Annotated in this window: 20 protein-coding genes and 1 pseudogene; 3 read left to right on the forward strand and 18 right to left on the reverse strand. The window is 43.5% G+C overall.

Going from position 1 to position 17,636, the window contains the following annotated elements:
* Positions 1–12 precede the first annotated feature (12 nt).
* The 6 genes from SSV_RS12095 to SSV_RS06355 all read right to left on the reverse strand — a co-directional run bounded on the left by SSV_RS12095 (position 13) and on the right by SSV_RS06355 (position 3,083).
* Positions 13–540 (reverse strand): thiol-disulfide isomerase, encoded by a 528-nt coding sequence (locus SSV_RS12095; RefSeq protein ID WP_176693575.1) that lies wholly within the window; start codon positions 538–540, stop codon positions 13–15.
* Between the two features lie 49 nt (positions 541–589).
* On the reverse strand, positions 590–832 hold the full coding sequence (locus SSV_RS06340) for a DUF4176 domain-containing protein (RefSeq protein ID WP_080983539.1): 243 nt from the start codon (positions 830–832) through the stop codon (positions 590–592).
* A gap of 130 nt (positions 833–962) precedes the next feature.
* Positions 963–1,541: a hypothetical protein gene (locus tag SSV_RS06345; RefSeq protein WP_255297045.1), complete on the reverse strand. Its 579-nt coding sequence runs from the start codon at positions 1,539–1,541 to the stop codon at positions 963–965.
* A gap of 45 nt (positions 1,542–1,586) precedes the next feature.
* Complete coding sequence (locus SSV_RS12100; protein ID WP_176693576.1) at positions 1,587–1,757, reverse strand: hypothetical protein; 171 nt, start codon at positions 1,755–1,757, stop codon at positions 1,587–1,589.
* On the reverse strand, positions 1,754–2,482 hold the full coding sequence (gene yaaA, locus SSV_RS06350; RefSeq protein ID WP_072074136.1) for a peroxide stress protein YaaA: 729 nt from the start codon (positions 2,480–2,482) through the stop codon (positions 1,754–1,756). Before yaaA ends, SSV_RS12100 begins: the two co-directional genes overlap by 4 nt.
* Before the next feature lie 16 nt (positions 2,483–2,498).
* Positions 2,499–3,083 (reverse strand): VanZ family protein, encoded by a 585-nt coding sequence (locus SSV_RS06355; protein ID WP_072074137.1) that lies wholly within the window; start codon positions 3,081–3,083, stop codon positions 2,499–2,501.
* 129 nt (positions 3,084–3,212) lie between these two features.
* On the opposite strand from SSV_RS06355, the gene SSV_RS06360 reads away from it, so the two are divergent.
* Both SSV_RS06360 and trhA read left to right on the forward strand, forming a co-directional pair.
* Positions 3,213–3,674 carry a DUF1836 domain-containing protein gene (locus SSV_RS06360; protein ID WP_072074138.1) on the forward strand — a complete coding sequence of 154 codons (462 nt, stop codon included), beginning with the start codon at positions 3,213–3,215 and terminating at the stop codon, positions 3,672–3,674.
* Positions 3,658–4,305 carry a PAQR family membrane homeostasis protein TrhA gene (gene trhA, locus SSV_RS06365; RefSeq protein ID WP_002900134.1) on the forward strand — a complete coding sequence of 216 codons (648 nt, stop codon included), beginning with the start codon at positions 3,658–3,660 and terminating at the stop codon, positions 4,303–4,305. The genes SSV_RS06360 and trhA overlap by 17 nt, the downstream gene beginning before the upstream one ends.
* A 30-nt stretch (positions 4,306–4,335) precedes the next feature.
* Here trhA and SSV_RS06370 read toward each other — a convergent pair whose 3' ends face one another.
* Positions 4,336–4,935, reverse strand: coding sequence for an ECF transporter S component (locus SSV_RS06370; protein ID WP_072074139.1), 600 nt, complete (start codon positions 4,933–4,935; stop codon positions 4,336–4,338).
* Positions 4,916–5,782 (reverse strand): pyridoxamine kinase, encoded by an 867-nt coding sequence (locus tag SSV_RS06375; protein ID WP_072074140.1) that lies wholly within the window; start codon positions 5,780–5,782, stop codon positions 4,916–4,918. The genes SSV_RS06370 and SSV_RS06375 overlap by 20 nt, the downstream gene beginning before the upstream one ends.
* A 39-nt stretch (positions 5,783–5,821) precedes the next feature.
* On the opposite strand from SSV_RS06375, the gene SSV_RS06380 reads away from it, so the two are divergent.
* Complete coding sequence (locus tag SSV_RS06380; RefSeq protein WP_072074141.1) at positions 5,822–7,141, forward strand: aminotransferase-like domain-containing protein; 1,320 nt, start codon at positions 5,822–5,824, stop codon at positions 7,139–7,141.
* 51 nt (positions 7,142–7,192) lie between these two features.
* On the opposite strand, the gene SSV_RS06385 is transcribed toward SSV_RS06380, so the two are convergent.
* From SSV_RS06385 to tmpA, 10 genes and pseudogenes are all read right to left on the reverse strand, one after another.
* Positions 7,193–8,932 carry an ABC transporter ATP-binding protein gene (locus SSV_RS06385; protein ID WP_072074142.1) on the reverse strand — a complete coding sequence of 580 codons (1,740 nt, stop codon included), beginning with the start codon at positions 8,930–8,932 and terminating at the stop codon, positions 7,193–7,195.
* 1 nt (position 8,933) lies between these two features.
* Complete coding sequence (locus SSV_RS06390) at positions 8,934–10,676, reverse strand: ABC transporter ATP-binding protein (protein ID WP_072074143.1); 1,743 nt, start codon at positions 10,674–10,676, stop codon at positions 8,934–8,936.
* Between the two features lie 87 nt (positions 10,677–10,763).
* Positions 10,764–11,435, reverse strand: a complete 672-nt coding sequence (locus tag SSV_RS06395; RefSeq protein ID WP_072074144.1) for an MmcQ/YjbR family DNA-binding protein — start codon at positions 11,433–11,435, stop codon at positions 10,764–10,766.
* Positions 11,436–11,469: 34 nt separating this feature from the next.
* On the reverse strand, positions 11,470–12,102 hold the full coding sequence (locus SSV_RS06400) for a copper homeostasis protein CutC (RefSeq protein WP_176693577.1): 633 nt from the start codon (positions 12,100–12,102) through the stop codon (positions 11,470–11,472).
* 64 nt (positions 12,103–12,166) lie between these two features.
* Complete coding sequence (locus SSV_RS06405; RefSeq protein ID WP_072074146.1) at positions 12,167–13,027, reverse strand: GNAT family N-acetyltransferase; 861 nt, start codon at positions 13,025–13,027, stop codon at positions 12,167–12,169.
* Between the two features lie 90 nt (positions 13,028–13,117).
* Positions 13,118–13,717, reverse strand: coding sequence for a hypothetical protein (locus SSV_RS06410; protein WP_072074147.1), 600 nt, complete (start codon positions 13,715–13,717; stop codon positions 13,118–13,120).
* Positions 13,718–13,920: 203 nt separating this feature from the next.
* Positions 13,921–14,967 (reverse strand): dTDP-glucose 4,6-dehydratase, encoded by a 1,047-nt coding sequence (rfbB, locus tag SSV_RS06415; protein ID WP_002909476.1) that lies wholly within the window; start codon positions 14,965–14,967, stop codon positions 13,921–13,923.
* Between the two features lie 240 nt (positions 14,968–15,207).
* Positions 15,208–15,801, reverse strand: a complete 594-nt coding sequence (locus tag SSV_RS06420) for a dTDP-4-dehydrorhamnose 3,5-epimerase family protein (protein ID WP_072074148.1) — start codon at positions 15,799–15,801, stop codon at positions 15,208–15,210.
* 4 nt (positions 15,802–15,805) lie between these two features.
* Complete coding sequence (rfbA, locus tag SSV_RS06425) at positions 15,806–16,675, reverse strand: glucose-1-phosphate thymidylyltransferase RfbA (protein ID WP_015605115.1); 870 nt, start codon at positions 16,673–16,675, stop codon at positions 15,806–15,808.
* A gap of 134 nt (positions 16,676–16,809) precedes the next feature.
* Positions 16,810–17,633: pseudogene (tmpA, locus tag SSV_RS11965) on the reverse strand (ZIP family manganese transporter TmpA).
* Between the last annotated feature and the right edge of the window lie 3 nt (positions 17,634–17,636).

The following is a 17,636-nucleotide window of genomic DNA, read 5'->3' on the forward strand; positions in this document are numbered from 1 at the left end:
AAGTAGACAGCCTTAACCATACAAAGTTTGATACATTTTTTTCACAAAACCATCAATCTCATCTTGAACAATTTTCAACAAGCGGGCTTCTTCGGATTGTGAGATGCTCACTTGCTCATTTATATTTTGTTTATTTATTTGAGAATAGTAACTGCGAACTATGTTCAGATTGTCGTTTAAAATATATTGACAATTTATTATTGTCCCATCAAACTCAGTTTCAAAAAAAACTATTACTTCGTTCCCGCCTGGGTACGCAATCTTCAAATGTAAATCCCCTTCTATTTCTAAGGGATTGATTCCCCCATCCAGGCGAATAGCTCCATCTGGCTGGATAATATAGCCTGCTTTGCGAATGTCAGTTGCATACTTTTCTGATGCCATTAGCTGCTCTAAAACTGTGATTTTATCATCCCGTTTAAAATCTTCTTTCAGCTGAAGAAATTCTTTGTGACTTTGATCATTGAAATAGAGTTTAATTCCAACAACTAGAAAAACAACAAAACAAATAAAAATTAGCATATTTTTAAATCTCAGCATTTTTTCTCCTAAGAAAGATTAGAACTTATCTATCAGATGAATATCTTTTCTATTTCAAATCATTTAAAGAATATTTAGGATAAGGAATTTGAGATAATTTATCTTCTATTTTTGCTAGCATTTTCTCTTCTGATCCATCTATATACCCCTCAAACCAAATTTTTTCAATATCTTCTTGGTTAAAGAAGCAAGCTTGATTATCCGTCATACCAAAAGGATATACACAACCGGAATAGTCTAAATACCCAATTTCACCCTTGCTATCATAAAGAGGATAACGGTTAATAATCATAATTTTTACTTGTCCATTTTTAAGCTGAACTGATGTTAGTATGATGCAAAAGGAATATTAGAGTTGCAATAAAAATTACTGAAGTTATCATTCTTTATTTCCTTTATAGACCCCATATCATATTAGGACTCTATCCATTCTGCAAGATTTCATCTTCTTTCCGTTTTCTCTGCTGACCCGACCACCTGATACATAGTAACAGTACTATCATACGAAGAATCAAATAGATCAAACGAAGGATTTTCATCTTTCCAAGAGCTGACAAGAAGTTTTTCCTTGCATACCCTATCTCATGAGTTAATTCCTCAATAGTCTTACCCGTCTTTTGCTCCACAATAGCAGCATTCTTTGGTATGAGATAGTATCTAGTGTCTAATGTCGAAAAATTTGATTTGGACAACGATCCGTCTAAAGGAAATGAAATCGCGTAATTTTCCTTATTAGGAATATGATTGTATTGAGCGGAGACCTGATCATCATATTTACTAGGGTAACAGGTCATTTTTATATTTTCATAGTCTAGATGCATAATGCCATCCAAAATGTTACTAGTCCATTCTTCCGCATAGTGATAAAGAGTTGCCTTCTTATCTACCATTGGCCAAACCATAACGTACCGACTATGCATGAATTCCTTGGCCAAGGCCGAATTGCTAGCCAGACTGGTCGCACCAATCTCGTATATTGACCAAATAAGAACTATGAGCATTAAGAAAGCTTGAGTTGGTTTGTTTTTATAATAGTTTTTCATTTTTTAACATTTTACTCTTTGATTGCATGCCTGACGGCCTGCTTCCATCCCAGCAACATCAGTAGTATAGCTAAACTCTACCTGCCGATTTTGCCTGTCGCTTGTATCTACTCCAACCAATTCACTGATAGCATTCTGAGCATAGATAGTACTTGACTTGATTTTTATTTTCACACTTCCTTAACATAAACCAATTCTTGTTCACTAGACAGATCAGGTCGGTAGCTAAATCCTGCAAAGTTTAATTTCTTCATCCGTTCAACTTCTGTCACTTGGTTAGTTATTAGAGCTGTTAAAAACTCACCTCGCGCTTTTTTAGAAATAGTCGAATGGACTTTCAGCTTGCCGCCTCGGTCTTCCAGAAACTTGAAACCTATCATGCGCTGGCGGATTTTCTTAGAAAAGACTATTTCAAACTCGCTGGACAGGAGGGAGAGAATCACCTCATCTTCTGCCAGAGCTTGGTCATAAGCTTCTTTCCAAAAAGCCTTGAGGCTCTTCCCATCTAACTTAAGCGGCATCATAAAGTCCAAGCGATGGGGCGCTATGGGCTCCAGGGCCGGGATGACACCGTAAAGGGCTGATGTGATAGCAAGATGCTTCTCGATATACCGACTCTCTTCTTCAGTATAACCCTCTCTCTTGATATGGCGGTACATGAGGCCGTCAAAAAGATAAAGTGCTGGAGCATGCTGCGCAGTTCCTTCTCGCAAAGCCTGAATGGCTTGCCACTCTACCTCCGCTCTTTCTGGGGAAATTTTATAAAATGATGCCAAGTCAGCTACTGACATGGCTGCCAACTCATCCAACACAGCCTGAGTTTGTGCTGAAGGTAGATTCGGGATTGCAGATGGCGCAGTTAGATTCAACTCTTTCGCAGTTGGGATAAGAATTTTCATAGTTTCCTTCTTTCATTTAGTGAATATGGCGGACAACCCATTTTCCCAAGGCTGTCTCTAGCAGATAGCTGCCGATGATGAAGCCTAGCAGATTGGTCAAGACATCACCCAAGTCAAAAATACCAAGGTGAAAGAGATATTGGCTCCCCTCAACCATACTAATAGCCAAGGTAAAATAAGCCACATGTTTCCAAGAGATTTTATAGAGAAATCCCAGCGGAATGAACATAATGATATTCATAGTGGGTAGCAGCTTATCTCCATAAATCCAATTATAGGTAAAAGACTGCAGGTCTAGACTGAAGCCTTGCCTGCCGATATTTTTCAAAAAGAGGGCATAGAATAGAATGAGAAAATAGAGGGTGTAACTAGCTAGCACCAGCCAACGAGGAATGTGCCGACTATAGAGGCCACGAATAAAAAGTGAGCTGATAGCTGTAAAAGTCAGGATGATAGAAGCTGGTATCAGCAGATTCCATTCTGGCTGATTCTTGTAAAAGACGACGGCTACGTAGACATAAAAAAAGCGCATATAGAGCCAAGACCAAAAAATCAGACTGACTAGGAAGGCTGCCATATCAAAGATTGTTTGTTTTTTCATCTGAAACCTCCCTTTCTTCTTTTTAAAATTATATCAAATTTCAAAGGGACATTCTATTTTTTGCTTGACTTTGATTTACAGAGATGTTATCATCTAGTTATAAAGACTAGATAAGAAAGTGATAAAGATTTGAACGCTCAACAAGTTTTTCCCAAGTGGGACGAATTACCAGAACTGGACCTATATTTAGACCAAGTTCTGCTCTATGTGAACAATGTCTGTGGCTCTTCCATTTCAGCTGCTGACAAGGGACTGACCGCTTCTATGATTAACAACTACGTCAAGCATGGCTATATTGCCAAGCCGGTCAAGAAAAAATACCAACGTCGTCAGGTAGCACGCTTGATTGCCATTACGACCTTAAAAACGGTCTTTTCTATCCAGGAAATTTCAGCTACTTTAAATATGCTGCATAAATTAGCAGATTCGCGAGAACTTTATGATGACTTCGTTGACTATATGAACGGTAGCAAGCCAGAGGTAGCACCCATCATTTCCACTGCCTGCCAGACAGTCAAACTCTATCAAAAGACCTTATCCCTAATCCAAGTACCAAATGAGGAGGAAGAAAACCTTGAACTACGCGCTTAAACTCAGTAAAAAACTATCCTTTGGAGAGGAAATTGCTAACGCCGTTACCCATGCAGTTGGGGCTGTTCTCATGCTGATTCTGTTGCCTATCTCAGCTATTTATAGCTATGAAGGACACGGGTTAGTGGCTGCGGTCGGGACTTCTATCTTTGTCATCAGCCTCTTTCTCATGTTCCTGTCTTCGACTGTCTACCATTCTATGTCTTATGGCTCGACCCACAAGTATATCCTGCGGATTATCGACCACTCCATGATTTACATCGCCATCGCTGGCAGCTACACGCCAGTCGTGCTGTCACTGATGAATAACTGGTTTGGCTATCTCATCATTGCCATCCAGTGGGGCACGACCATCTTTGGCATTCTCTACAAGATTTTCGCTAAGAAGGTCAATGAAAAATTCAGCTTGGCTCTCTATTTGATTATGGGCTGGTTGGTGGTCTTTATCATTCCGCAGATTATCGGTCAAACTGGACCTGTCTTCTGGGGACTCATGCTGGCTGGTGGCCTCTGCTATACTGTAGGAGCCGGCTTCTATGCTCAAAAGAAGCCCTACTTCCACATGATTTGGCACCTTTTCATTCTAGCGGCCTCTGCCCTGCAATACCTTGCTATCGTTTACTTTATGTAAGTGAAAAACACAAAAACCATCTGAAGATTTTCAGACGGTTTCTTTTTTTATGTTGATTATTGATTCATCCTTGCTTTTCAGTGGTCTTCTTTGCTTGTGCGCTTTTCTGACTTGCTTAAAGATTGGATATAAGATTGGGACAGCAATGACTGTCGCTAGACTAGAGCCAAATGTACCAGTAATCTCAGCTACTGCCAGTAAAAAGGCTGCTGGTAAACTACTCCCGCCAAACAGTGTTCCTGTCAGTGTGTACTTGAAGATATTGAGCACAATTTTCACCAAAGCAGCAGCTACTGCTGTCACAAGAATATTTCTTAGTTTATCCTTTCTCTGAAAAAGTTCTTCATACAGAAAATGAATCACCACAGCCACCGCAAGTGCTTCTAACAAGATGACTGGGATTTCCGCTGCATAACCATTTAACAAGTCAAATATTCCCAATCCGATGGCAGCCGCTAAAAAACCGAGTTTACTGCCAAAAATCAGACAGCCCACTACCACCAGTGCATTTCCGAAGTGAATAAACTGAGCTCCCACAGGAATTTTAAAAAACTGAATGCTCAAAAATATCAAAGCAGCAAATAAACTTATCATGGTTAAGGTTTGCAAATCAAGTGTTTGTTTCTTCATATTTTTCCTCCATTAAGGCTTGAAAATCAGCGAAAAGCTCTCCTAGATAGGGCTGGTAAAAAACGCCCTTCTTTGGATCTATTTGCTCTTTAAAGCTAAGTGCCAAACTCTTTTCAATAAATTTCAAAATCACCGGCAGGGCTTGCTTGATGTCAACCCCCTGAACAAAAGCCGCAGCCACAAGTGTCGTCAATATATCACCCGTTCCAAAAAATTGCTGGGGCAGAGATGGACTAGAAAAGAGGTTAAACTCTTCTATTGCTTCATCAAAATAGGCCACACCAATCTGATTCTCTTTCATGGGCAAGCCAGTTAGCAAGACCTTGCTCGGTCCTAACTCAGCCAAACGTTTGCAGTAGTCCTCCCATCTATCTTCTGATAAACTCTCTTCGTAGGATTCTTCTAACAACAAACAGGCTTCCGTCAAATTGGGCAGAACCAAATCGGCATGTTGGCAGAGGCGACGCATATGGTCTAGATGGGCATCTGAAAATCCCTTATAAAAAGTCCCCTTGTCCCCCATGATAGGATCCACGATAAGGGGCAAACCTTTTTCCTCTTTAAAGCGTAGCAAATGTTCCACCTGAATATCAGACTTCAAATACCCTGTTACCAGAGCTGAAAAATCGAACTCCAAGCTCTGCCATTGTTTCAAAAAAGCAAGCAGTCCAGGCGTATAATCATCTATATAAATGTCTGAAAAACCGCCTGTATGAGACGACAAAATCATGGTTGGCAACAAGGCCACCTCTAGCTGGCAAATTGAAAAAAGCGGCAGGGCAGCTGTTGCGGCAACCTTACCTAAGCCAGAAATATCTGTGGCCAGAATGACTGTTTTTGTTTTCATGACTCCTCCTACTTGCTCTCTATTGTAAAATATCTGAAAATGAGTTACAATATGAAAAAATCAAATCTGTATGGGGACAGTTTTATGACCAAGGCAAAATACCAACGCATCGTTGATAAGATTACTAAGGATATTAAAGAGGGAAAACTGGCTACTGGTCAGAAAATCCCTTCTGTGCGCAAGCTGGCAGAGCGTTATCACTGCAGTAAGGATACTGCGCAGAAGGCTCTGATTGAGCTCAAATATCAGAAGTACATCTATGCCGTTCCCAAAAGCGGCTACTATGTGCTGGAAAATGCTCAGGAAGAAAAGCAGGATTTGGAGCTGACTGTGAGGGATGACCGCCACCAAGCCTACGAGGATTTTCGCCTCTGTGTAAATGAAACTCTGATTGGTCGGGAAAATTATCTCTTCAACTATTACTCTCAGCAGGAAGGACTGGAGGATCTGCGCCAGTCTGTGCAAAAGCTAATGCTGGACTCTGCTGTCTATGCTTCTAGGAATCAGTTGGTACTGACTTCCGGCACCCAGCAAGCTCTCTATATCCTTTCACAGATTGAATTTCCCAACCAAAAAGATCATATACTGGTGGAGCAGCCGACCTACCATCGGATTAATGATCTTCTGCTAGCGCAAAAACTTCCTTATGAAACCATTGAAAGGACACCGCAGGGGATTAATCTGCAAGAACTTGAGAGGATTTTTCAAAGCGGAAAGATCAAGTTTTTCTATACTATTCCGCGTTTTCACTATCCCTTGGGCCACTCCTACAGCCGCCAAGAAAAGGAAGAGATTCTTCGGCTGGCACAGCTTTATGATGTCTATATCGTAGAAGATGACTACCTATCAGACTTTGATAGCCGACGAGAACTAACCTTTCACTATCTAGATAATAGTCAGCGGGTCATCTACATCAAGTCCTTTTCTACCAGCCTTTTCCCAGCCCTGAGGATTACCGCCCTGCTCCTTCCGCCCCAGATTCAAAAGACCTTCATCGCTTACAAAAGCGCCGTGGACTATGACAGCAACCTCATCATGCAGAAGGCCCTATCGCTCTATATCGACAGTCTAATGTTTGAAAAAAATAGGCTGGCACTGCTGCAGCTTCAAGAAGAGGAAGCAAGAAAGGCGCAGATACTACTGGAGCAAGCTCAGCTGCCGCTAGCCAGCTATCTGACAAAGGACGGCATTCTGCTAGACTTGAGGTCACTTTCTTCCGTCAGTGCTCTCAAACACAGCAGCCTGCCGCTTGACTTCTTTGAACAGAGCTACCTTGCTAGCTGCCCTTACCAGTATGCTAAGCTTCCTTATGATAACTTAGAAGAAAATGTAGAGAAATTAAAAGCCTATTTAAAATAGGTGTAGAATTCCAAATGAATTCTGCACCTTTTATTTATAATCAGGCTTTCTTCAAGACTCCATCATTCCAGCCTGCAGTTGGTACATTTTCTTATAGGTTCCATCTTGGGCTAACAATTCTTCGTGGCTGCCGGATTCGATAATGCGACCCTTATCTAAGACATAGATGCAGTCGGCATCCTGAATAGTAGACAGACGGTGGGCAATGGCAATGGTTGTACGTCCCTGTCGCATTTTTCTCAGTGAGGCTTGAATCAACTCTTCTGTCTCCGAATCAATATTGGCTGTCGCCTCATCCAAAATTAAGATTTTAGGCTTGGTGGCGATGGTTCTGGCAAAGGCTAGAAGCTGCCGTTGACCGCTGGAAAAAGTCGCTCCCCGCTCAGTCACAGGGGAATCATAGCTTTGAGGCAGCTGACTGATAAAGCCATGAGCGTCTACAAACTTAGCCGCTTCTATAATTTCTCCTCGCGTCAGCTGCTCTTGGTAAAGCTTGATATTGGAAGCAACTGTACCGTGATAAAGGAAGGGATCCTGCAAAACAAGGCCAATCTTTCGCCGCAGCTCCGCCTGACTATAGTCTTTAATATCACGGCCATCAATCAAAATCTGCCCCCGCTCAAACTCATAAAAACGCAGGAAGAGATTGATAATAGATGACTTGCCAGAGCCAGTCGATCCCACAAAGGCAATCGTCTGACCTTTTTTGACCGAAAAGGAGATATCCTGTAAAACATCACGCTTCCCATCATAAGAAAAGGAAACATGTTTGAATTCGATGTCGCCATCTTGGATTTGCAAGTCTTGGTTAGCCTGCTCAGGCTCGTAGTCAGTGCGGTCCATGATTTCAAAAACCCGCTCCGCAGCAACCATAGATGTCTGTAAAACAGAGTAATTCTGCATGACATCAATCAAAGGATTAAAAAGCTGATTAACATACTGGATAAAGGCATACATAATACCAGCCGTAATTCCCGCCACTTGCCAAGTCAAGCCAAAGTAAGTCATAATCACTCCATAAGCCAAGATTTTCAGCAGAGACATGGCCGGCCTCAGAAAGAGACTGTTGATATTGAGATAGCGATTGGTAAAGCCTAAATGCTGACCGTTGATTTCTTCAAATTCCCGTAGCAAGCGCTTCTCTTGCCCAAACGCCTGAATAATCCGCATCCCTTCAATACTTTCAGATAGCTTGACATTCAAATCGCTGAGCTTATTCCGGACCTGCTTCAGCTGACGATTGGATAGATGCTGATAGAGCAAGATAGAGGCTGCCATCAGAGGCAAAAAGAGAGCGATCATGAAGGTCAATTGCCAGTTGAGGGCAAACATAGCGCTCAAAGTAACAACTAGAATCAGCAAAGAGCTCAAAAAATTAGAAAAAATCTCACTGAACATATCTGCGACTGCCTGAGTATCATTAGTCAGGCGGGAAACGATAGCACCAGCTGGCGTCCTATCAAAATAAGCCATTTGCAGACGCTGGATATTGGCAAAGCTTTCCTGTCGCAAATCCCGAACCACGCTTTGAGCCACACGCGCAAAGAAATACTTTCCCAAGAAAGTAAAAAGTACCCGCAAGAGGAAAAGACCATAGTAAAGAGCCAGCAAAGGCAGGCCAGCCCAGGCTTGGTTACGGCCGATAAACTGATCAATAAAATAGCGGGCTAGGAGCGGCAATGCCGTTGTGAACAGAGTCGTCAGCAGGATGAAGGTCAAGGCCATGCTGCTTACTAACCTGTAGCGCCACATATAGCCTAGGAGGCGATGAAAAGTCGCTTTCTTTTTCATGTTAATCTTCCTCCTTCAAGCTTTCTGCCAGCTGCTGATTATGATAGGTCTGGGCATACCAGCCCTCTTGCTCCAATAGCTCTTGGTGAGTTCCCCGCTCCTTTATTCGACCCTTTTCCATGACCAAAATCAGGTCTGCATGCACCAAGGCTGACAGCCGATGAGCTGTGATAATGGTTGTCTTGCCAGCACGCTCTGACTTTAGATTTTCTAAAATCAGATGCTCTGTCTTAGCATCAACAGCCGACAAGGAATCATCTAAAATCAGAATTTCAGGATTGGTAATAATAGCCCGACTCATCGCCAAGCGCTGCTTCTGCCCACCAGATAGGGACAAGCCCCGCTCACCCACAACCGTATCCAGCCCCTCTGGCATAGCCTGAATATCCTCATACACACCGCATAGTTTAGCGGCAGCTAGAACCTGGCTATTTGTCAGCTGGGGATTAGCAAAACGGATATTGTCCCGAATGGACAGAGCAAAGAGCATCTGTTCCTGTGGTACATAGCCGATGAGACGACGCAAGTCTTTGAGGCGGTACTCTCGGATATCATGGCCATTCAGATAGATAGCCCCCTCCTGAATATCCTGCTCCCGCAGCAGCAAGCGCAGAAGAGTGGTCTTCCCTGAGCCCGTCTGACCGACAATTCCCAGTGTCTGTCCCTGCTCAATGGAAAAATGAATATCCGATAAACTAGTCTCCTCTGCATAAGCAAACTTCCGAATGTCATAATCCAATCGACCATTTTCCGCATGAGAAAGGGGTTGTTCAGCTTCCTTGACCTCTGACTCCTGAGCCAACAGTTTCTCAATTCGCTCATAAGAAACAGCCCCTCGCTGGCCGATGTTAAAAAGATAGCCTGTAGCCTGCAGCGGCCAAACCAGCATATCCAGATAGGTGATAAAGGTAACCAACTCTCCTATGGTAAACTGCCCCTGGGAGATAAAAATTCCACCGAAAATCAAGGTCAAAACATAAGAAAGACCGATAAAAAGCAAAACCAAGGGGTCAAAAAGAGAATCGTACTTGGCAGCCAAAACATTTTTTTCGTAGACTTCCTGATTTGTCTTGGCAAAAGACTGAGTCTCCGCCTCCTGATAGCCAAAGGACTTGGTCACTCGAATCCCTGAAACGCTCTCCTGAACCTTATTGTTCAAATCTGAAAATGCCTCTTGAGCAGCCTTAAAACTTTCATGATTTTTTCGGCCAATCAAACCCGTGCCCCACGACAAGAAAGGCATGGGCACAATGGCAATCAAGGTCAGCCGCCAGTCCAAAACGAAAAACATAGTCAGCAGGGTCACCAGGGCTGTAATAGAAGCATCCACAGCTGACATGACTCCGCCACCAGCCAGACTGACAACTGCATTGATATCGTTAGTCGCATGAGCCATCAAGTCCCCTGTACGGTATTTCTGATAAAAAGAGGGAGACATGTGAGTAAAGTGCTCGAACAATCGAGAGCGCAGAATTCGTCCCAGATTATTAGACGTCCCTAAGATATAAAGGCGCCAGACATAACGGAGGCCGTACATGATAAAAGCTGAAGCAATCAGCAACAGCAAATTAAAGAGCAGCTCTTGAGAAGTCAGATGTTTGCTAGCAATTCGGTCAATAACCTGACCGATGACTCTGGGCGGTATCAGATTGAAGACACTGACCAAGGATAAGGCCAAGATACCGATGATATAGCGCCGCTTTTCCAACTTAAAAAACCAGGCTAATTTTCTAATGAGGTTCATAATTTCTCCTATTCTTACTAGTCTTTTTATTATACTGTTTTTTGAGGAAAAATGAAACACAGCGGATTGGAGCGCTGTGCTTCGATTCTATTTTTTACTGGTCAGCTGGTAACTAACAGCCAGTAAATCAAAGATTTCCTGATCGCTCAGTCTATCATCCAAGGGCAGACTGAGCCAATATTTCTTATTCATGTGAAAGGCCGGGTAAATCCCCTTTTTCTGAATCAGTTCAGCCACATGATCATTCTTAACATTCAGCACCTCAATAGCGCCGCTTCGCTCTGCTTCAAACTTAGACCAGTCTGTGGTCAGAAAGGCTCCGTACCATTTTTTACTGTCCTGGTGGCGGAAAACTCCAGCCTTGGTCGAGCTCTTTCTGGACGACTTCTCCCAGAGGTACTCTATTTGCCCCTGATAAACCTCAGCCGCATGATCCCGCAGTCGCTTACTCTGCTCATAGAGAAAGCCAACCTCGTCAAAACAGTGCTGACGGATAGCCAAAAGAGCTGCCTGACAAGCTTCACGAACCTGACCGACAAACTCCCCCATCACCTGCTCCATCTTGACCTGCAGATAGGCGTCATCAGTATCACAATCAAAGACCTGATAGTCCAGCTTCCCATCTCTGATAGTCACCTCCAAGCGAAAGTCACCCTTCATAATCTTCTGCGAGAAATGGTAAACTCCATCAGACTCCTTAAAACCGTAAGTCTGAAGCTTATCTGGATTAGCCTTATATTTTTCAAATAGTTCCAACATCTACTTAGCCGCTGCTAGCGCAGCTTACTCCTCCTTAAAACACAATTTTAGTTCCATGCAGCTGTTCTACTGCCAGACTGTCTATAATTTTCTGACGATTTCCCAGATGAATGCCACCACCCGGCATGATATCAATCCGATCAGCGGCATGCTCGATTAATTCGTCCAGCCAAGCAAAATGCTCCTCAATCGGCTCATTAGCAGGTCCTCCGTGGGTCAAAATTCGCTGGACACCGTTTTCAATCAGCCAGTCCATTTCGCCAAACTGGTATTCAGCTGGGATTGAGTCAAAAGCCATGTGGAAGACTACTTCCAGTCCCTTGCATGCCTCCAGCAGGCGCTGCATCTTCGAAACATCTATTTCGTTCTTCTCCGTCAAGACACCAAAAACCACTCCCTGACTGCCGGCTTCCTTGGCTTTTTGTATATCTGCCAGCATAATCTCAATTTCAAGATCAGTGTAAACAAAATCACCGCCCCGAGGCCGAATCATGGTCATCACAGTCGCACCATAAAGCTTGGCTAAGTCAACTGCTGCTTGAATCACGCCATAGCTGGGCGTCGTACCACCGACAGCCAGGTTATCACAGAGCTCAATCCGCTGAGCTCCCGCCTTCATAGCCTTTTCTAACAAGGCTACATTTTCTGCACAAAATTCATAAAGCATTATCTTACCTCTGATTTAATATATTGATTTCCTTTATCTATTATAACACAAGAACTTCGCGATATCAGCTCTTATCAAATTTTCTAGCTTCTCTCTTACACCAATCAAGCCATTTGGTCTGATAGTCTTCCTTGGACAAAATGCGGTTCTGTAAATCAGCTATCGAGAAGATGCCTCTTTCTTGACAAGCCTGAACACAGTATTGATAAAAATCCCAGTTAAGCTCGTCCCTATCATAATAGATGGGGATATGAGAGAGGCCAGCCTGATAAGCCTTAAAGGCTCTGCTATGTCCATCAGTAAAGAAAATTTTGCCATCCATGCGCTTGACAGGTAAAGGTTCAAGTTCTTGTTGGTCAAAATCAATACAAATCCTGTCCAGCTTTTCCCGTGAAAGGTAGAACTGACTGGGCTGAATCTGTGCCAAGGGCAAGGTCAAATCAAGTGTATAAGATTTGCCTTTCTCCCTAGCAAGAGTTGGATAGAAACCAAGCGACTCAAACAAACTGCGAGAGGGCTGATTGAAATCATAAATTTCTTGAACTGCTAGTTTCTGATAGCCTAGATTGCGTGCGCGCTGTATCAAAGCAGAAAGAACTTTTTTGCCAATGCCTTTCCCGCGGTAGTCCGCTTTTCCAATGACAATGGGCAAATCATCTTGCCAAAAGGACACATCTCCAATGAGTAGCCAATGCTCCGTCTCCCATACTTCAATAAAATACACTTCACCTTGCCTAGCAAGAGATTCATACATTCTTTGAACTCGCTCCGGCGGATAGGGGTCTCTTCTGCCATCAATCATATAAATCGTATCTGGATCTTGGTACCAATCTAAGGCCAACTCAAACTGGCCATCATAGGCCCGCAAACGCAGATTGTCATCAATAACAATCAGCTCCTCTTGCTGGATATTAGGAATAGGCATCTTTTCTCCCTCACAATGCTATTGCTCAAATAATAGTATAAAAACTCCATTTGATTCGGAAGACTTCTTCCTCAAATGAAGTTTTCTTTTTTAGATTCCATAACCCATGCTGAACTGGATTTTAGCAGCTCCGTTCTGGAAGCTGATTTTATTAATGCTGTATTGACTCTGCGGCAGAGCGAGAAGGAAACTATCTCCCTCCGTCGTGATAGATGAATTAGAGGCCTGCATTTGTTGCTTCAGCATGCCTGTCACCCAAGATTTAGGGATAGGAAGGGAGCCCAGCTTGGCATTATCGATTGTGATGTGCAAGACATTATCTCTCACCGTCACATCCACCTCTAGGTCCAGCTTACTGTCAATAAAGACCAGCTTAACCGGATACTGAATGCGCAGCTTATTGCCTTCAATACTGTAAACACTGTTCAGCAGCTCCTGATTCTCAGAGTCAGCCAGAGAAGACTTGAGCACCTGATTAAGCTGGACGCTATTGAGAGAAACCTCCGTGCTCACTCCCTGTGCCGTCACATTGGCATTGCTCAAAGCCGGCTCAATAATACTCATCCACGAAGCACTACCTTGAACATTTTTTAATTGTTCACTTTGATTCACAGATGCAGGAACCAGAAATAGCACCGCTGCAAGCAACAGCACCAAAGCAATTCCCACTACTCTTTTTACCATTTTCATGTTTGTATTCCTTTAATTTGAGAAAATCCCTCTAGCTAAAAACACAGAAAGGATTTATCTTATTTTACACTATTTTTGCATAATTTTCTGTAACAAACATATTAAAAAGCTAACAATCCTGTGAGAAAAGGCTGGGACAGTTAATCCCAGCCTCTCAATCACATAGCGCTAGTTTTACAAGGCTCATCATAGATAGCCTATCCTTACTTAATAACTTCCTGAGTCTTAGCGTAGTTCGCTTCGACTGCTTCTTTTTCAGATTTCCACCAGTCTTGGTTGTCCGTGTACCACTTGATTGTCTCTTTGAGTCCAGCTTCAAAGTTGGTGAACTCTGGCTTCCAACCTAGCTCATCACGGAGCTTGCTAGCATCAATAGCATAGCGGAGATCGTGACCCGCACGGTCTGTCACATGGTCATAAGCATCAGCTGGCTGTCCCATTTCCTTGAGAATCAGCTCCAGAACTTCCTTATTGTTCTTCTCACCGTCAGCACCAATCAAGTAAGTTTCACCGATTTGACCCTTGGTCAGAATTGTCCAAACACCTGATGAATGGTCATTAGTATGAATCCAGTCACGGACGTTTTTACCTTCGCCGTAGAGTTTTGGCTTGATACCGCTCAAGATATTGGTGATTTGGCGCGGAATGAACTTCTCAATGTGCTGGTAAGGACCATAGTTGTTTGAACAGTTAGAAATAGTCGCTTTGACACCAAAAGAGCGCACCCAAGCTTTGACAATCAAGTCTGAAGCCGCCTTGGTTGATGAGTAAGGCGAGCTTGGATTGTACTTGGTTTCAGCTGTAAACTTCTCACCTGGTCCTTCGCCATGACCTGGCAAATCTTCACGCAGAGGCAGGTCACCATAGACTTCGTCAGTCGATACATGGTGGAAACGAATGTCGTATTTACGAGCTGCTTCCAAGAGTGTGTAAGTTCCGATGAAGTTGGTGTGGATAAATGGACTCGGGTCATTGAGCGAGTTGTCATTGTGGCTTTCTGCCGCATAGTGAACAATAGCATCAGCTTCAGCTGCCAGCTTATCTACCAAGGCTGCATCAGCAATATCTCCAACAACCAACTCAACGCGGTCGCCTAAAATTTCTTCAATATTAGCACGATTACCCGCGTAAGTCAGCTTGTCCAGCACTGTAACATGGACATCTGGAAAGTTATTGTAAACATAGTGGACAAAGTTAGAACCAATAAAACCAGCTCCACCTGTCACGATAATTTTTTTGTATTCAGTCATTTTTATTCCTTAACTTTTTTATAATTGCCTTAAGTGATGGGAACACAAGCAAACCTCCGGTTTCATTGCTTATTTTTGAGCCTAATGTCTCAAAAATCCCCTGTCATGTAACAAACTAAACAATTTGTTACATGACTTACACCACAGTGGCAATCATTTCTTCCACTCGCTTCGCTCGAATAGGAGCTGAGCTAAATCATATATTTCAATATAAATTAATGCGTCAGAAAAGAATTCTTTTTACAAATCTTCTTTTCTTAGAGGTTTGACATCCTTAAGTAGCGGATGGTTCTTGTCTGCTTCTGAGACTTCTGCTGCTTCTAAGTTTTCCCACTGGATGCCTAAAGCTGGGTCTTCATAGTTGACAAAGGCATACTTAGGTTTGAGTTCCAGAGCCCAGTAGTCATTCACCAGATAGCTATAGGAAACGGTGTCAGAAAGGACTTGGAAGCCGTTAGCGACGCCGCGTGGCACAAAAATTCCCTTGCTGGCATCGATCACTGTCTGGTAGGTATTGCCAAAGGTCTCGCCTTCACGCAGGTCTACCCAAGATCCCAGCACCTTGCCATCATCTGCAACAGAGATGTACTTGTCCCAGGGCTCTGCATGAAGACCACGCAGGACATTTTCACGAGAAAAGCTGACATTATTTTGCAGTTTTCCTTCTGCAAAGAAACTTTCAGGGAAGCCTAGCGGCAGCATTTTTTCCTTTTGGAAATTCTCCTTAAACCAGCCTCGGTTGTCCCCCCGCACAGGGATATCAAACTCCAGCATACCTGGGATTCCGGGAATCTCACGCGCTGCTAATTCCTTATCAAAAAATTGTTCCGTCATCTTCTTATTCTTCTCCAATCAAGCGCAAGAGATAGTGGCCATATTCATTCTTTTTCAATGGCTGCGCCAATTCATGCACTTGCTCTTTGCTGATATAGCCCATACGATAGGCAATTTCTTCCAGATTCGCCACCTGAACGTTCTGCATACGCTGAACCGTTTCGATATATTGAGCGGCTTCTAAAAGACTTTCGTGGGTTCCTGTATCCAACCAAGCGAAACCGCGTCCCATAAGCTCTACAGACAAATCACCACGATCCAAGTAAGCCTTGTTGACATCTGTAATTTCCAATTCTCCGCGAGGACTTGGTTTGATGTTCTTGGCAATTTCTACAACATCGTTATCATAGAAATACAGTCCTGTCACTGCATAGTTAGAGCGCGGCTGTTCTGGTTTTTCTTCGATGGAGATAGCATTCATATTCTCATCAAATTCTACAACACCAAAACGTTCTGGGTCCTTGACATGGTATCCAAAAACAGTTGCTCCTTTTTCCTTAGCAGCAGCATTTTGGAGCATTTTACTCAGACCTGGTCCATGGTAAATATTATCCCCAAGAATCAGCGCCACGCGGTCATCTCCAATAAAATCAGCCCCAATGATAAAGGCTTGTGCCAGCCCGTCCGGACTTGGCTGCTCAGCATAAGAGAGCTTGATACCAAACTCAGAGCCATCACCCAGCAGATCCTCAAAACGAGGCAGGTCCGTTGGAGTGGAGATAATCAAAATGTCCTTGATACCAGCCAGCATAAGAGTTGACAGTGGATAATAAATCATGGGTTTGTCATAAACCGGCATGAGCTGTTTTGACGCAGCGCGGGTCAATGGATAGAGACGTGTACCAGAACCACCTGCAAGAATAATACCTTTCATATGAGTTTCCTCTCTTAATGTATTCTCCTTATTCTACCATTTTTGAAAGCGGATGTCATCCTTTTCACTACCCTTAAATAAAAGAAAAAGAGGGGAAATTCCGCTTTCTTCCGCTCTTTGATTCCAAGTTGGTATCAACCCAAAGCCACATCCAAAACCATCATGAGAACAAAGCCCACCATGAGACCTAAGGTCGCCACATCAGTATTGCCATTGGTCTGCAAATCCGGTATCAGCTCCTCTACCACTACGAAAATCATAGGTCCTGCCGCAAAGGAAAGGGCATAGGGCAGAATCGCCGTCATGGCCATAACGGCAACTGATCCTAGAACAGCCCCGATGGCTCAACAATAGCAGACATGGAGCCCCAGTAAAAGGCTTTAAGCCGAGACTTGCCGTCCGTCCGAATCGGAATGGACAGAGCAGCCCCCTCCGGGACGTTTTGCAGGCCAATTCCCAAAGCTAGGCCAATCGCGCCAACAAAGGCTTCTGGACTAGGATTAGCGGACAAAGCACCAAAGGCTACTCCGACTGCCAAACCTTCTGGAAAATTGTGAATGATAATGGCTAAGAAAAGCAGAGCTGTCTTGGACAGCTTCTTGCGGCTATGCTCAGGAACACTCTCTGCCTCCGAAATATCCTTGCTCAAGTGCAAGTGAGGCACCACAGCATCAATCAGCCGCAGGAAAAAACCTCCCACTAAAAAACCAATCGCTGCAGGCAACCAGGATAGCTTGCCATAAGAACTTTGCGCATACTCAATCGATGGTGCCAAAAGCGACTAAAAGGAAGCCGCAATCATGACGCCTGCCGCAAAGCCCATCATAATATCCAGCAGCTTGCGACTGACCTGTTTAAAGAAAAATACAACAGCCGAGCCTACAATGGTACATCCCCATGTAAAAAGCCCAGCCAAGAATGCCTGCATAACCACAGGCTGCGATTGTAACCAATCCATAAC

This window comes from Streptococcus sanguinis, assembly GCF_001078705.1.
Lineage (GTDB): Bacteria > Bacillota > Bacilli > Lactobacillales > Streptococcaceae > Streptococcus > Streptococcus sanguinis_D.

Excerpts from the sequence above, each read along its gene's own strand:
- SSV_RS12095 (WP_176693575.1), bottom strand. The coding sequence starts at position 540 with ATGCTGAGATTTAAAAATATGCTAATTTTTATTTGTTTTGTTGTTTTT.
- SSV_RS06340 (WP_080983539.1), bottom strand. The coding sequence starts at position 832 with ATGATTATTAACCGTTATCCTCTTTATGATAGCAAGGGTGAAATTGGG.
- SSV_RS06345 (WP_255297045.1), bottom strand. The coding sequence starts at position 1,541 with ATGCTCATAGTTCTTATTTGGTCAATATACGAGATTGGTGCGACCAGT.
- yaaA (WP_072074136.1), bottom strand. The coding sequence starts at position 2,482 with ATGAAAATTCTTATCCCAACTGCGAAAGAGTTGAATCTAACTGCGCCA.
- SSV_RS06355 (WP_072074137.1), bottom strand. The coding sequence starts at position 3,083 with ATGAAAAAACAAACAATCTTTGATATGGCAGCCTTCCTAGTCAGTCTG.
- SSV_RS06370 (WP_072074139.1), bottom strand. The coding sequence starts at position 4,935 with ATGAAGAAACAAACACTTGATTTGCAAACCTTAACCATGATAAGTTTA.
- SSV_RS06375 (WP_072074140.1), bottom strand. The coding sequence starts at position 5,782 with ATGAAAACAAAAACAGTCATTCTGGCCACAGATATTTCTGGCTTAGGT.
- SSV_RS06380 (WP_072074141.1), top strand. The coding sequence starts at position 5,822 with ATGAGTTACAATATGAAAAAATCAAATCTGTATGGGGACAGTTTTATG.
- SSV_RS06385 (WP_072074142.1), bottom strand. The coding sequence starts at position 8,932 with ATGAAAAAGAAAGCGACTTTTCATCGCCTCCTAGGCTATATGTGGCGC.
- SSV_RS06390 (WP_072074143.1), bottom strand. The coding sequence starts at position 10,676 with ATGAACCTCATTAGAAAATTAGCCTGGTTTTTTAAGTTGGAAAAGCGG.
- SSV_RS06395 (WP_072074144.1), bottom strand. The coding sequence starts at position 11,435 with ATGTTGGAACTATTTGAAAAATATAAGGCTAATCCAGATAAGCTTCAG.
- SSV_RS06400 (WP_176693577.1), bottom strand. The coding sequence starts at position 12,102 with ATGCTTTATGAATTTTGTGCAGAAAATGTAGCCTTGTTAGAAAAGGCT.
- SSV_RS06405 (WP_072074146.1), bottom strand. The coding sequence starts at position 13,027 with ATGCCTATTCCTAATATCCAGCAAGAGGAGCTGATTGTTATTGATGAC.
- SSV_RS06410 (WP_072074147.1), bottom strand. The coding sequence starts at position 13,717 with ATGAAAATGGTAAAAAGAGTAGTGGGAATTGCTTTGGTGCTGTTGCTT.
- rfbB (WP_002909476.1), bottom strand. The coding sequence starts at position 14,967 with ATGACTGAATACAAAAAAATTATCGTGACAGGTGGAGCTGGTTTTATT.
- SSV_RS06420 (WP_072074148.1), bottom strand. The coding sequence starts at position 15,801 with ATGACGGAACAATTTTTTGATAAGGAATTAGCAGCGCGTGAGATTCCC.
- rfbA (WP_015605115.1), bottom strand. The coding sequence starts at position 16,675 with ATGAAAGGTATTATTCTTGCAGGTGGTTCTGGTACACGTCTCTATCCA.